Annotated in this window: 13 protein-coding genes; 4 read left to right on the plus strand and 9 right to left on the minus strand. The window is 64.9% G+C overall.

Annotated elements, in window-relative coordinates; all coding sequences use genetic code 11:
- Positions 1–16: 16 nt before the first annotated feature.
- Positions 17–1,282, minus strand: a complete 1,266-nt coding sequence (locus U5782_RS21680; RefSeq protein WP_322045937.1) for a Zn-dependent hydrolase — start codon at positions 1,280–1,282, stop codon at positions 17–19.
- A gap of 419 nt (positions 1,283–1,701) precedes the next feature.
- Between U5782_RS21680 and U5782_RS21685 the strand changes: the two genes are divergently transcribed.
- Positions 1,702–2,418, plus strand: a complete 717-nt coding sequence (locus tag U5782_RS21685; RefSeq protein WP_322045938.1) for a TetR/AcrR family transcriptional regulator — start codon at positions 1,702–1,704, stop codon at positions 2,416–2,418.
- Between the two features lie 56 nt (positions 2,419–2,474).
- Here U5782_RS21685 and U5782_RS21690 read toward each other — a convergent pair whose 3' ends face one another.
- On the minus strand, positions 2,475–2,957 hold the full coding sequence (locus U5782_RS21690; RefSeq protein WP_322045939.1) for an Lrp/AsnC family transcriptional regulator: 483 nt from the start codon (positions 2,955–2,957) through the stop codon (positions 2,475–2,477).
- Between the two features lie 410 nt (positions 2,958–3,367).
- Here U5782_RS21690 and U5782_RS21695 point away from each other — a divergent pair, with 410 nt between their 5' ends.
- Complete coding sequence (locus U5782_RS21695) at positions 3,368–4,000, plus strand: LysE family translocator (protein ID WP_322045940.1); 633 nt, start codon at positions 3,368–3,370, stop codon at positions 3,998–4,000.
- Between the two features lie 33 nt (positions 4,001–4,033).
- Here U5782_RS21695 and U5782_RS21700 read toward each other — a convergent pair whose 3' ends face one another.
- Both U5782_RS21700 and U5782_RS21705 read right to left on the minus strand, forming a co-directional pair.
- Complete coding sequence (locus tag U5782_RS21700; protein ID WP_322045941.1) at positions 4,034–5,107, minus strand: DUF2242 domain-containing protein; 1,074 nt, start codon at positions 5,105–5,107, stop codon at positions 4,034–4,036.
- Between the two features lie 382 nt (positions 5,108–5,489).
- A complete protein-coding gene (locus tag U5782_RS21705; RefSeq protein ID WP_322045942.1) occupies positions 5,490–6,659 on the minus strand; it encodes a branched-chain amino acid ABC transporter substrate-binding protein in 1,170 nt (389 codons plus the stop codon).
- A 379-nt stretch (positions 6,660–7,038) separates the two neighbouring features.
- Here U5782_RS21705 and U5782_RS21710 point away from each other — a divergent pair, with 379 nt between their 5' ends.
- Positions 7,039–7,710 carry a GntR family transcriptional regulator gene (locus U5782_RS21710; protein WP_322045943.1) on the plus strand — a complete coding sequence of 224 codons (672 nt, stop codon included), beginning with the start codon at positions 7,039–7,041 and terminating at the stop codon, positions 7,708–7,710.
- A gap of 129 nt (positions 7,711–7,839) precedes the next feature.
- On the opposite strand, the gene U5782_RS21715 is transcribed toward U5782_RS21710, so the two are convergent.
- Both U5782_RS21715 and U5782_RS21720 read right to left on the minus strand, forming a co-directional pair.
- Positions 7,840–9,192: an APC family permease gene (locus U5782_RS21715; protein WP_322045944.1), complete on the minus strand. Its 1,353-nt coding sequence runs from the start codon at positions 9,190–9,192 to the stop codon at positions 7,840–7,842.
- A gap of 306 nt (positions 9,193–9,498) precedes the next feature.
- Complete coding sequence (locus U5782_RS21720; protein WP_322045945.1) at positions 9,499–10,329, minus strand: carbon-nitrogen hydrolase family protein; 831 nt, start codon at positions 10,327–10,329, stop codon at positions 9,499–9,501.
- Positions 10,330–10,484: 155 nt separating this feature from the next.
- On the opposite strand from U5782_RS21720, the gene U5782_RS21725 reads away from it, so the two are divergent.
- Positions 10,485–11,339 carry a helix-turn-helix transcriptional regulator gene (locus U5782_RS21725; protein ID WP_322045946.1) on the plus strand — a complete coding sequence of 285 codons (855 nt, stop codon included), beginning with the start codon at positions 10,485–10,487 and terminating at the stop codon, positions 11,337–11,339.
- 28 nt (positions 11,340–11,367) lie between these two features.
- Here U5782_RS21725 and U5782_RS21730 read toward each other — a convergent pair whose 3' ends face one another.
- The 3 genes from U5782_RS21730 to U5782_RS21740 form a co-directional block, all read right to left on the minus strand.
- A complete protein-coding gene (locus tag U5782_RS21730; protein WP_322045947.1) occupies positions 11,368–11,787 on the minus strand; it encodes a rubredoxin in 420 nt (139 codons plus the stop codon).
- A gap of 43 nt (positions 11,788–11,830) precedes the next feature.
- Entirely contained in the window at positions 11,831–11,965 is a 135-nt protein-coding gene (locus tag U5782_RS21735; protein ID WP_322045948.1) for a hypothetical protein, read from the minus strand.
- Between the two features lie 275 nt (positions 11,966–12,240).
- The gene (locus U5782_RS21740) at positions 12,241–12,798 is read right to left on the minus strand and encodes an FUSC family protein (protein WP_322045949.1); all 558 of its coding nucleotides are present in this window, start codon (positions 12,796–12,798) and stop codon (positions 12,241–12,243) included.
- Between the last annotated feature and the right edge of the window lie 64 nt (positions 12,799–12,862).

Raw genomic sequence — 12,862 nt, forward strand, 5'->3', positions numbered from 1 at the left:
CGGCGAGTCCGGTCGATCAACCCGGTTCGCTCGCGCGTTCGAGCATGGCGTGCAACAGCACGTTCGCGCCCGCTTCAATCCATTCCTGGGTGGCGTCCTCGATCTCGTTGTGGCTGATGCCGTCGATGCACGGCACGAACACCATCGAAGTCGGCGCGACCGTCGCCAGATAGCAGGCGTCGTGGCCCGCGCCCGAAACGATGTCGCGGTTCGAGTAGCCAAAACGCTCGGCGGCAGCGCGCACCGACTTCACGCAGGCCGCATCGAACGGCACCGGGGCGTAATAGAAAATCTGTTCGAGTTCGGTTTCGAGCTTGCCTTGCTCCGCGATCTTCGCGACGCCTTCGCGCAACTCCGCATCCATCTGCGCGAGCACGCTATCTTCCGGATGACGGAAGTCGATGGTGAAGAACACGCGGCCCGGGATCACGTTGCGCGAGTTCGGGTGCACCTGCATCATGCCGACTGTCGCGCAGGCGAGCGGCGCGTGGCGCAGGCCGATTTCGTTGACGAGCTGCACGACGCGCGAGGCGCCCAGCAACGCGTCGCGGCGGCGCGGCATCGGCGTGGGGCCGGCATGTGCTTCCTGACCCGTCAGGACAACTTCATACCAGCGCTGACCTTGCGCGTCCGTGACCACGCCGATGGTTTTCTTCTCGGCTTCGAGAATCGGACCTTGTTCGATATGCAGTTCGAACGCCGCGTGAATCTTGCGGCCGCCGCAGGGCAGATCGCCCGCGTAGCCAATACGCTTGAGTTCTTCGCCGATGGTTTTGCCGTCCACATCCTTGCGCGACAGACCGTAGTCGAGCGTGAACACGCCCGCGAACACACCGGAGGCCACCATCGCGGGCGCGAAGCGCGAGCCTTCCTCGTTGGTCCAGATCACCGTTTCGATGGGGTGTTCGGTTTCGATGCCGTGGTCGTTGAGCGCGCGGATCACTTCGAGGCCGCCCAGCACGCCATAGATGCCGTCGAAGCGACCGCCCGTAGGCTGTGAGTCCGCATGCGAGCCGGTCATCACGGGCGGCAGGTCGTTGTTGCGGCCCGCGCGGCGCATGAACACATTGCCCATCTGATCGACACTGATCGTACAGCCTGCTTCCGTCGCCCACTTCACGATCAGGTCGCGGCCCTGCTTGTCGAGGTCCGTGAGCGCGAGGCGGCACACGCCGCCCTTGGGCGTCGCGCCGATCTTCGCCATTTCCATCAGGCTGTCCCAGAGACGCTGACCATTCACGTGAATCGCGGTGGTCAGCGCGGCTTCGCTTACTACGTTCATGCGTGCTCTCCTGTCAATGTTCGACTGGGCGGTGCGTCGCGATGGGGCTTCTTCGTGAGAGCCGTTGTGGGGATCGCGACTGCGCTTGTGTTCATGAAGCGTGCATCGGTGCCATCGTCTGGGGCGTCTTGCGCGATCAAGGTGCATGCGCTCGACGCTCATTCGGGGCCACGATTTCTCGCTCTCCGAATCCTGTCCGATTGGACAGGTTGTAGGCCATAAACTTTGGGAATTCAATGCGGTATTACGAGCGAAAAGCGTGCCATCGATGTTGCAGTGCGTGATAAACGCCGCGCGGCACGCAGGTTTACCCGTGGATTCGTCACGCGCGTGATCACGTTGAGCGTGTCGCGTGTCTACAATGAAGCCGGCGTCGCTGCGACGCCTTCTCTTTCGAACGTTCCGAACGGACCGATGCCATGCGCGACGACGACACCAACACGCCAGCCGCGAACCTTGCCCTGCGCCCGAGCCCGAGCGCACGCGAGGACCAGGACGCCACCCGCAAGCCGCGCCGCAAGGCTTCGATTCGTGCGTCGAACGAAACGCATCTGCTCGCCTGCGCGGAAGCCGTGTTCGCCGAGCGCGGCTTCGAAGGCGCGAGCACCGCCTTGATCGCCGAGCGCGCGGGACTACCCAAAGCGAATCTGCATTACTACTTCCCGACGAAGCTTTCGCTCTACTGGCGCGTGCTCGACGATCTGTTCGAGGAATGGAACGCCGCCGCCGATACCTTCGACGCGAGCGACGATCCGGTCGAAGCGATTGGCGGCTATGTGCGCGCGAAGATGGAACTCTCGCGACGCAGGCCGCTAGGATCGAAGGTGTGGGCCAACGAGATCATCAGCGGCGCGACGCACATGCAGGACATCCTGCTCAAACGCGTGAAGCCGTGGATGGAGTCGCGCGTGACGCTGATCGAGCGCTGGATCGAGGAGGGCTTGCTCGCGCCGGTGGAGCCAAAGACGCTGCTCTTCATGATCTGGGCGACCACGCAGCACTACGCGGATTTCGAGGCGCAGATTCGTGCGCTCGCGGGCAAGCGCGCGCTTTCGGCGGCGAACTTCGAGACGACGACCGAAGAGGTCGTCAAGATGATTTTGCGGGCGAGCGGAGCGCGCTCGCCTTCGGCGTGATCGACGCGATTTGATTCGGATGCCGAATCAATCGGCTTGCGTGCCGAGCGTCTGTTTCACACCTGCATCGACGCCACGTCTTTCATACAGCGCAGCGCGAACATCGAGCGGCTGTGGCGAATGCTGGAGATGCGATAGAGCTTCTCGCGCAGGAAGCGCTCGTAACCGGCCGTGCCATCCACGGCCACCTTGATCCAGTAGTCGTATTCCCCCGACACCAGATAGGCCTCCAGCACTTCGGGCAGCGCCGCCAGTTCGGAGCCGAAGCGGGCGAGCGCGTCGTCTTCGTGTCTATCCAGCGTGACTTCCAGAATCACGATATCGGCGAAACCCAGCTTGCGCTGGTTGACCAGCGCGACATAGCCGTCGATATAGCCGTCCGCCTCGAGCTGGCGCGTGCGGTTCCAGCAGGCCGTGGTGGACATGCCGACCTGCTCGGCGAGTTCTGCGTTGGATAGCCGCGCGTTCTGCTGTAGCGCGCGCAGGATCTTGCGGTCGTGATTGTCGAGGGTTTTCGGCGGGCGTTCGCGGGCGCTCATGACTGAAAAGAATCTTGTACAGGAAATCGTCATTCTAGCGGAACAAGCTTCCGGTTTAACCCCCTTTGAACCGGAAAACAGGAAGCCTATCCAGCCTCAATCCCCGTATTATTTTCACATGCCTTCTCGTCCGGCACGACCCACGCGGCCACCTCCCCGCGTTGGGGCGAGCCGCCGCAGCCACAAGCCGCGGTGGACCGTCTGAGCCGATCCTTCGCTGCACCCTGCGGCGGCTATCGGGCGCGGCACGCGTTTATCACGCGGCCTGCGGCGTCCGATCGGACGGATGGCATTTGAAAACCGCGCATGTGCGCGGTTTTTTGTTGCCGATTTCCTGTTGCTGCGGCCCCGTTTTGCCGGGTCGCCGCGTTTCGCCACGACGCCCAACCCCTTCGCCAGAATTTCCGGAAATGTCGCTCCAGCTGTATTTGTCGTTTCTCGCCGCCGCGCTGGTCCTCGTCTACACCCCCGGCCCCGTCAACGTGCTCACCATGAGCCAGGCACTGCACGCCGGCTGGCGCCGCGCGCTGCCCTGCGTCTGGGGCGGCACGCTCGCCGTGCTGCTTCAGCTCGTGCTGACGGCGCTCTGCCTGAATTCGCTGCTGCTCATCAGTGAGCACTCGCTCACCGTGTTGCGCTGGGTGGGCGCGGCCTATCTGGTCTGGCTCGGCTGCAAGCAATGGCGCAGTCGTACGCTCGGCGGCGCGCCGGAAAGCGACAGCGCTGAGCCCGCACTCACTTCGCATCGCGATCTGTTCTGGCGCGGCTTTGCGACCTCCGGTCTCAATCCGAAGACGCTGCTGTTCTTTCCGTCGTTTTTCCCGCAATTCATGAGCGCCGATGCGGCGTGGAGCGCGAATCGCCAGTACCTGGTGCTGGCGGCGACCTTTGCGGTGCTGTTCGCGGGCGGCGTGGCGTCGATGGCGCTGTTTTCGCACCGGCTGCGCCATGTGCTGCAACGGCCGCGCCGGCTGCGCGCGGTCAATCGCCTGATGGGCAGCCTGCTGGTGGGGATGGGGGCGATGATGGCGGGGCTGCGCTAGGCGCCATTCCCCGCGATTCCCGCGAGTGTGGCGTCAGGGGGCCGTCGTGGCGGCGGGCGTCGCGCTCGAAGGCGCGGCGTTGGCGGCGCTGGCCGTGACGGGCGTGGACGCCGCTGCGAGGGTTTGTGCTGCGCTGGCAGGCGTTGCCGCCGCAGCCGCCGTAGTTGTTGCGACCGCCTTCGCCGCCGAAGCGCCCGAAGCCGGTGCCGCCGCAACCGGCGCGCTTGCCGCGCTGGCGGCACTCGCCGCTGCCGCGACCGCTGCGGGCACCACCGGCGTGAGCAGCGTCGCCGTCGCGGCGGGCGCGACCGGCATGACCGCATGCACGCTGGCCGTCGACGTCACCGGTTGAATCGGCTGCATCGCGCCAATGATGGGCGTGGCAGGCAGAGCGTCCGTATGGAGCGCTGCCGCGCCCGTCGCCGCCGCAGCCACTGCTGCCGCAGGCGCGGCCGACATGCCCGGCGTCGCCACACCCGGCGCACCGGCATTGGCGAGTGCCGTTTCGGGTTCCAGGCTCGGCGGCAGCGGCGTGATCTTGATGGCTCCGCTGCCCGGCACCGGCTCGCTCTTCGCGACCGTATTCAGATAACGGCTCACCAGATCGAAGAAGCGCGTGTAGAACGGCCCGGACTGGATCGTCTCGCTCGACACCTTCACCATCTCGTCGCTATTCGAGCGGATCGGCAGCGACACCGACCCCAGAATCGACAACCCGACGCTTGCCGACGTATCGCTCTTCTTGAGCGCGTAGCCGTTCTGCACCGCGTTCACGTAGACCATGCTGGTATTGGACGCGTCCGCGACGGTGCAGACCACGTGCACTTCCACGACGATGTGCTGGTCGCTCGTCGGCTGGAAGTTCTTGGTGGCGTCGACGGTGTCGTTGTGCGTCATCGTCGTCATGTAGCCCTGGCTCAGCAGCGCGCGGCGCGAGGCCTCGCAGGCATCGGCGCTGGCGTAGCTGAAGCTGCGCGAGAACGGGCTCGGCGCGCTGCTCAGCAACTGGTCGTCCTGAAACTTGGGCTTGCTGGTGGACGAGCAGGCGCCGAGCATGGCAACCAGCGGAACGAGCAAAAACGGGGCAATTCTGGGAAAACGGGGCATGTTCGGTGCAAGCGGGGCGGCGTTCGGTACGGTAAATCAATATAACGAACGACCGGCAAACCAGTGGACGGCATGCATTGTAGTGCGGTTCGGCCTGGCGCGACCGAACGCTCATTTTGCACCGACCCCAAAAGGGCCGGAAGCCCCGTGCCACGGGAGTTGCGGAGACTGCGACACATCGACCGGCCAAGGCTGGCCGCGCCGAAAAAAAATTTCAGGTCAAAAAAAACGGGCTCCCGCGTCGTGCGAAAGCCCGTTGAACCCGGCGCGCCATCGGGCGAGCGGAGAAGTGTTACCCGCCGTCTCGCGCGCCGCAGCCGGGTACCGCCGGCTGTCCTGTGTGCGCCGCGCTGCCAGCAAGGGGCGCGGCGCGAGCGTGTGCTTACTTCGTGCCGACCGTCGTGAGCGGCTGCCACTGGCCGTTGACGACCTTGTAGACGGTGACGCCGCCGTACTTGAGGTCGCCGTACTGGTCGTAGGCCAGCTCGTTGGTGGTTACGCCCTTCATCGCCGTGCTCTTGAGCGACGCGAGATAGACATGCGGATCGGTCGAATTGGCCTTCTTCATGGCCGCGAACACCGCGCGCGTGCCGTCGTACGCGTACGGCGAGTACAGCTCGACCGGCTTGTTGTAGCGCTTCGAATAGCGCTCGACGTAGCTCTTGCCGCCCGGCATCTGCTCGAGCGGGCTGCCGCCCGACGACGCCAGCGCGCCATCGGCGGCCGGCCCGGCGATCTTGATCAGCTCGGCGGAGTGGACCATGTCGGGGCCGATCAGCGTCGCCTTGATGGCGAGCGATTTCATTTGTTTGAGCATCGGCGCGGCCTGGGTGTCGGCGCCGCCGTAGAACACCGCATCGACGTCCGCCGACTTGATGTGCGTGAGGATCGAGCGGAAATCGACGGCCTTGTCGTTGGTGAATTCCTGCGCGACCACCGTGCCGCCCGCGGCCTTCACGGCCTTGGCGAATTCTTCCGCCACGCCCTGGCCGTAGGCCGTGCGGTCGTCGATTACGGCGAAGCGCTTGAACTTGAGATCCTTCACCACGTAGTCGCCCAGCACGCTGCCTTGCTGCGCATCCGAGGTCACGAGGCGGAAGGTGGTCGGCAGGCCCTGGCGCGTGTAGGCGGGCGCCGTGGCCGTGGCGATTTCGGGGATGCCGGCCTTGGCGTAGATCGGCGCGGCCGGAATGCTGGTGCCCGAGTTGAAGTGGCCGATCACGGCGGCGACGTTGTCGTCCACGAGCTTTTGCGCGACGGTCGTGCCGGTGCGCGGGTCGGCCTGGTCGTCGTAGGCGTCCAGCACGAAGTGGACAGGCTTGCCGCCGATGGTCGGGTTGGTGGCGTTCTCGTCCTCGATCGCCATTTCCACGCCGCTGCGGAAATCGGCGCCGTAGTGGGCCTGACCGCCGGTGAGCGGAGCGGCGAAGCCGATTTTCACGTCGGTGGTGTCGGCGAGCGCGGCGGCGCTCCAGAGGCCGGCCAGCGCGGCGAGCAGGACGGGTGCGCGCAGGCGCAGATTGCGGGTGGTGCCCAGGGTGTTGCGTGCCATCTTGGTTCTCTCCTCAGCGTTCTACGTTTTTCATGGGCGCAAGCGGGCCCGCACCGCGTGCAAAACGCGCGGCGTGCCTGATGCGCAGGGGTGAATCGACTGGAGCCCGGCCGCTGTCAGCCAAAGCCGTTGCGCACGCAACGGCCTCGGGCGGCCCGGGCGGATACGCTAAACTTGTTTGTTTTTCAGACGCTTACAACATCCCATAGGGTCTCCAGACAAGGATGCGGCAACAGTGAACGGACAGATTGACGGATACAACCGGTCAAGATGAATATCCATAACTGAGTGGATTGTATCCAATTCTGGCAGGCAAAAAAAACGACGACAACTTTTTTTCGTCGGCCCCCGCTTGGCCGGCCAAAACGCTCACGAACACATGACGACAGTGCAGGGCAAGGAAGACCAACGATCGCTGCCTCAAACCATCCGCGATCAACTGCGCGAAGAGATCCTGCGCGGCGTGCTGCCGCCGGGCGCGCAGCTGCGCCAGGAGGGCCTCGCAGAGCGCTTCGGCGCGAGCCGCATTCCCGTGCGTGAGGCGCTGCGCCAGCTGGAAGCCGAAGGGCTCGTGAGTTACCAGCTCAATCGCGGCGCAGTGGTGATGGCCATGTCCACGCGCGAGATCTGCGAGCTGCTGGACATTCGCGCGGCGCTGGAGACGTACGCCGCGAAGCTGGCGGTGCCGAACATGGTGGCCGCCGATATCGACTTGATGAAGCGCATCCTCGCGGCTTACGACACGGCGACCTCGCCCGCCGACTGGGCCGAGTACAACCGCCAGTTCCATCTCGCGCTGTGCGCGCCCGCGAATAATGAGCGGCTGCGCAAGATGATCGAGGAGTACTGCCTGTCCACGACGAACCGCTATCCGCATCTGCGCATGTCGCTCGACACGGAAAAGGGCGACGTGCAGCGCGATCACTATGAGATCGTCGATGCCTGCAAGCGGCGCGCGGTGGATGATGTGGTGGCGCTGATCGAGCGGCATATTCTCGATACGAAACGCGAAGTGATGGCCGCCGCGCGGCTCGCGGGGCTGAAGGACTGAACGCGTAGACCGCAAGGTCGATCGGTTGCGTTCACAACGGCATGCACAACGAAAAACGGCGAGCGCCCCTTGCGGGACGCTCGCCGTTTTTTTACGCCGCGCTCGATGAGCGCGACGTGAGGCCTGAACTTACACAGCCATTTCCGGCGGAGCGCGACGGAAGCAGCGCGTGATCCAGCCGAGGTAGGCGAGACCGAGCACGAACCAGATGATGCCGAGCACGATCGCGGTCTTTTCGAGGCTGCACAGCAGCCAGAGGTCGGTGACGGCGCCGATCAGCGGGAACACCACGCCGCCCACGAAGCCGAAGCCGCGCGAACCGGCCGCGCCGCTGAAGTACTGACGGATCACGCACAGATTCACCGACGTGAACGCGAGGAACGCGCCGAAGTTGATGAACGAGGTGGACGTGGCGACGTCGAGCTTCAGCGCGATCAGGCCGACGATACCGGCGATCACGATGTTGATGGCGGGCGTCTGGAAACGCGGGTGAATGTAGCCGAAGATCGACTTCGGCAGCACTTCGTCGCGGCCCATCGCGTAGAGCAGACGGCCAACGCTAGCCTGTGCCGAGATGCCCGAAGCGAACTGCGCGAGGATCAGGCCTGCCAGGAAGATCGTCACGAAGATATCGCCGCCGACCTTGCGGGCGATTTCGAACGCGGCCGAGTCCGGGTCCTTGAACACGGCGCCCGGGTGGGCGAGTTGCAGCGTGTACGCGGCGATCACGAAGATTGCGCCGCCCACGAGCGCGATCAGCACGATGGCGCGCGGGATGGTCTTTTCAGGCTCGATGGTTTCTTCGGTCAGCGTCGACACCGCGTCGAAGCCGAGGTACGAATACGCAGCAATCGCAGCGCCCGCCATCGTGGCCGAGAGCGGCACATGTGCCTGGAAGAACGGCTGCACGGTCAGCAGGTTGCCCGCATTCGCCGCCGACACATAGTGGCAGCACAGCACGACGAACATCGCGACGATCGCCAGTTGCACGACCATCAGCACGATGTTGAAGCGCGCGGCCAACTGGATGCCGAGCACGTTCAGGCCGCTGGTAAGCACAATGAACGCGACGATCCAGATCCACGCCGGCACGCTCGGGAACGCAGCGCCCAGATAGGCCGCGCCGATCAGCCAGATCACCATCGGCAGGAAGAAATAGTCGAGCAGCGTGGCCCAACCGATCATGAAGCCCAGGTGCGCGTTGAAGCTCTTGCGCGTGTAGGTGTAGGCGGAGCCGGCCACCGGGAAGAGGCGCGCGAGCTTGCCGTAGCTCAGTGCCGTGAACACGATCGCGACGAGCGCGATGAGGTAGGCGAGCGCGGCCGTGTCCTGGCTCGCGCCGGCGAGCACGCCGTAGGTGCCGTAGACGATCAGCGGCGCCATGTAGGCGAGGCCGAACAGCAGCACGGACGGCAGGCCGAGGGTGCGCTTGAGGTGCGACTCTCGTGCGCCGCTGGCGGCGGGCGGTGAGGATGGCTTCATGATGCAGGTGTCTCCAAAGTGCTGCGGGTGTGGGTTGCGCGGGCTTGCGTGGCCTGCCCTTGGGAGCATGACGTTCGCTAATCCGTGCGCGAGCATGTGGCGCGCGTTTCTCCCTGCGTCGCGCGCCCGATATTTCACTTCGACTTCGCGATTCGTTTCGGGGTCCGAATCACTGGATGCTGCTTGTCTGATCCTGTTGCGTCGATGTTTCGACGCAACGGGTCGGGCAGACAATCAGCAGATCAATACTGCGGGGAACGGGATCGGCAGGCGCTGGGTTGCGCCACCGATCCTGGGTAGAGCGTGTTAGCGCGTGCGCGGGCGGATATTGAGCGAGCGGCGACCTTGCGCGTCGTTTTCATCCGCGAGATTCAGCGCGATGCGCGCGTCGTGCAGATAGCTGTAGTGCTCGCGGCTTTGCGCGAGCAGCGCGCGATCCACGGTCACGGGCAGCACGGCGTCTTCGTCCTTGAGCTCGGCCAGCACATCGCCGAACGGGCTCACGAGCGCCGATTCGCCGGGGAATGTGAGGTTGTCGTCGCCATCGCCGATACGGTTCACGAGCGCCGCGAACATCTGGTTCTCCTGGGCGCGCGCGACGATCGCGCGGCGGTGCACCGGGCCGAACGGGTCCATGTTGCCGTTGGTGACGATCAGCATTTCGGCGCCGAGCGAGCCGACCGCACGTGCGGTCTCGGGAAACTCGATGTCGTAGCAGATCAGCAGGCCGACGGTCATGCCCTTGAATTCGCACACTTCGTAACGGTCGCCGGGCGTGAAAACGCCGACGTCGCTGGCCCACAGATGCGTCTTGCGGTAGCGCAGCGCGATCTCGCCTTTTTCGTCGATCAGGACCGTCGTGTTATAGAAGTGCTCGCCATCGCGCTCGGACAGGCCTACGGCGACGGCCACATTGGCGGCGCGGGCGGCGTCGCGCACGGCGCTCAGCGACGGGCCGGACAGCGTCTCGGCGATGTCGCGCACGTTGTCGCGCGTGGGGAAACCGGTGAGCGTGGCTTCGGGGAAGACCATCAGGTCGGTGCCCGCGCGGCGCTTGCCGATGGCGTCGAGCGTGCGCGCCAGGTTCGGGGCAACGGCGCCGTCCACGATGGGCATTTGCGCGAGTTCGAGTTGCATGCTTGTCTCCAGAAGCGTCTCAATCTTTCAGGCTCTGCGGCGGTGCTGCCTTGGTGTTGCTTTTAGTTGGCCGCGAGAGCGTCAGGAGCAGCTATTATCACCACGTTATTTTTGTCCAGGAATTACCCAGCAGGGGTACCCTGATCGGAGGAACCATGGAGCCAGACTGGCAGGACCGCGCGTTCCACCATCACATTGCAACGCTGATCGACGCCCTCGACGGCCCGGATTTCTGGACCCGCACGACGCGCGTGATCGAGCGTTTCGCCGCCTTCGACAACTGGGTTGCGCTCGTCTTCATACATGGGCGCGCACCCCTCGTCTGCGCCGAGTCGCCGATGCCCGACGGCACCGTGGATCTCTTGTTCCAGGCGTATCTGGAGGGGATGTATCAGCTCGATCCGTTCTATATCAACGCGTGCGAAAAGCCGCGCGCGGGGCTCGTCACGCTTGCCGAAGTCGCGCCCGATAACTTCCGCATGACGGACTACTATCAGCGCTATTTCAAGAGCAACATCATCGGCGACGAAGTGCAGTTCAACGTGCCGCTGGACGCACGGCGCACGCTGATTTTCTCGCTGGGTGCAAAGCACCATTACACGGAACGGGATATTGCGCAGTTCGCGCTGTTCGCGCCCTGGGTGATCGCGTTGATGCGCCAGCGACTGGCTTATGAGCCGCTGATTGCGAGTGAGGCCGCGGTGGATGTCGTGCCGCAATCGGAAACGGCGGAGCCGAGCACGTCGGCATTGCTGCGCGAGGCCGATACGGCGAGCCGCTTCGAGGCCGTCACGCAGCAGGGCGGGCGCACGGCGCTCACGGCGCGCGAAATCGAAGTGGTGCGCCAGAGCCTTTCGGGCTTTTCGACGCGCGCGATCGCCGAACGGCTCGAAATCTCGTTCGAGACCGTGCGGGCGCACAAGAAGCATATCTACGCGAAGCTCGGGGTGAGTTCGCAGTCGGAACTGTTCGCGCTGTTCTACGAATCGCCGGGACGCGAGAGCGGGTGAGCACTCGCGCACCTCGTTGCTTGCGTAATTAGAACTCGACCAGCGCGAAATCTTCCTTGCCCACGTCGCACAGCGGGCAGCGCCAGTCTTCGGGCACGTCGGCCCAGCGCGTGCCGGGCGCGAGGCCATCGTCGGGCGCACCGGCGGCCTCGTCGTAGACCCAGCCGCAAATCACGCAGACCCACTGCTTCAGGCCCTCATCGGCGGCTTGCGTTTCGCTTGCTGCGGGCGTGGCGGAGGATTCCGCTACCGGCGTCTCGCGCGGCGTGTCGAGCGCGACGACGAGCGGCGCGGACGTGCTTTCACGCGCGGCAAGCTTCGTTTGCAGCGTGTCGAGCAGCGCGGCGGCTTCTTCGGCGGTGAGGTCGATCCAGTAGGGATCGCCTGCGCCGTCGTTCAGACGCTCGGGGGAGAACTGGATTTCGAGGGCGACGCCTTTCTTGTACATAAGCGAAAAAACAGGTGTGCAGGCGTCCCCTGCGGCGTGACGCTCAGACGAAGAGTCGGAGCGCGAGCGAGGCCGCGATGCCGCCGAAGGCGATCAGCGCAAGCATTTGCAGCAGCGAAATGGTCTTGCGCGGCGCGGCGTTCGAGGCGGCGGGGACGGATTGAGGGGTCGTATTCATGGCGTGCGGCGTCGCGAAAAGCGTGTCGTTGGATCTCGGGCGCCGGGATTGGCGCGGCCGAGGAGTGTCGCACGTTTTTCGCACGGGCGGGGGCGTTTGGACGCCGCCCGCGCGCACCGGCCGCACCCGGCGAAGCCTCTGCACGGGGCCTGATCGGGCCCTGTCAGATGGCGGAAAACATTATCGCCGCTATTGCGCAGATCATTGCGCAGCGTCGGGAGATGGATTATTTCGTGAGGGTTGAGAGCGGGGAATCAGGGCACGTTTCCTGGCTCCTACCCCTGCAACCACCGCCGCTCCACAAGCGAAAACACCCAGCACACCGGCAGCGCGCAGGCCATGCCGATCGCCACCTCCGCAACACGAAACAGGGCGACGTCCCACACCGGCCCATGCGTGGGCACGAGCAGCACGATGGTCGTGGTGATGGCGCCCAGGCGCGCGGCGGTGCTCACACTCAGGCACCAGCACGCGACGATCACCACGGCTACCGCCACGAGATACGCGGGGATATTCTCCGCGCCGAGCGTGGCCGCCGCGAAGCCGACTACACCGCCCGCGATCGCGCCGATGAACTGGTCGCGCGACTGCGAAAGCGTATCGGCGTAATCGTGCTGCGTGACGGCGATGGCCGTGATGGCGGCCCAGAATGCCTGCTCGGTGTGCAGCGCTCGGCCGATGCTGTAGGCGAGGCCCGCGCCGCATACGGCGCGCAGCGCCATCAAGACGCCTTGAACGGCGCGGCTCTTGAGCGGCAGGCGCTTGAGCGCGCTGAGCGCCGATTGCTGGAGCGAACTAAGGTAAGCGAAAAGATTGTCTTGCGGGTCGTGCATCGTTGATCAGCTTGAAAGCGGGGGCGCCAAGGATAGCAAGTCCGCACGCAGCGACGCGCAAGCT

Origin of the sequence: Paraburkholderia sp. J67 (assembly GCF_905220265.1) — a bacterium.
Taxonomy (GTDB): domain Bacteria; phylum Pseudomonadota; class Gammaproteobacteria; order Burkholderiales; family Burkholderiaceae; genus Paraburkholderia.

What these genes read in the sequence shown, in the direction of transcription:
- U5782_RS21680 (WP_322045937.1), bottom strand. Translation starts at nt 1,282, where the DNA reads ATGAACGTAGTAAGCGAAGCCGCGCTGACCACCGCGATTCACGTGAAT.
- U5782_RS21685 (WP_322045938.1), top strand. Translation starts at nt 1,702, where the DNA reads ATGCGCGACGACGACACCAACACGCCAGCCGCGAACCTTGCCCTGCGC.
- U5782_RS21690 (WP_322045939.1), bottom strand. Translation starts at nt 2,957, where the DNA reads ATGAGCGCCCGCGAACGCCCGCCGAAAACCCTCGACAATCACGACCGC.
- U5782_RS21695 (WP_322045940.1), top strand. Translation starts at nt 3,368, where the DNA reads ATGTCGCTCCAGCTGTATTTGTCGTTTCTCGCCGCCGCGCTGGTCCTC.
- U5782_RS21700 (WP_322045941.1), bottom strand. Translation starts at nt 5,107, where the DNA reads ATGCCCCGTTTTCCCAGAATTGCCCCGTTTTTGCTCGTTCCGCTGGTT.
- U5782_RS21705 (WP_322045942.1), bottom strand. Translation starts at nt 6,659, where the DNA reads ATGGCACGCAACACCCTGGGCACCACCCGCAATCTGCGCCTGCGCGCA.
- U5782_RS21710 (WP_322045943.1), top strand. Translation starts at nt 7,039, where the DNA reads ATGACGACAGTGCAGGGCAAGGAAGACCAACGATCGCTGCCTCAAACC.
- U5782_RS21715 (WP_322045944.1), bottom strand. Translation starts at nt 9,192, where the DNA reads ATGAAGCCATCCTCACCGCCCGCCGCCAGCGGCGCACGAGAGTCGCAC.
- U5782_RS21720 (WP_322045945.1), bottom strand. Translation starts at nt 10,329, where the DNA reads ATGCAACTCGAACTCGCGCAAATGCCCATCGTGGACGGCGCCGTTGCC.
- U5782_RS21725 (WP_322045946.1), top strand. Translation starts at nt 10,485, where the DNA reads ATGGAGCCAGACTGGCAGGACCGCGCGTTCCACCATCACATTGCAACG.
- U5782_RS21730 (WP_322045947.1), bottom strand. Translation starts at nt 11,787, where the DNA reads ATGTACAAGAAAGGCGTCGCCCTCGAAATCCAGTTCTCCCCCGAGCGT.
- U5782_RS21735 (WP_322045948.1), bottom strand. Translation starts at nt 11,965, where the DNA reads ATGAATACGACCCCTCAATCCGTCCCCGCCGCCTCGAACGCCGCGCCG.
- U5782_RS21740 (WP_322045949.1), bottom strand. Translation starts at nt 12,798, where the DNA reads ATGCACGACCCGCAAGACAATCTTTTCGCTTACCTTAGTTCGCTCCAG.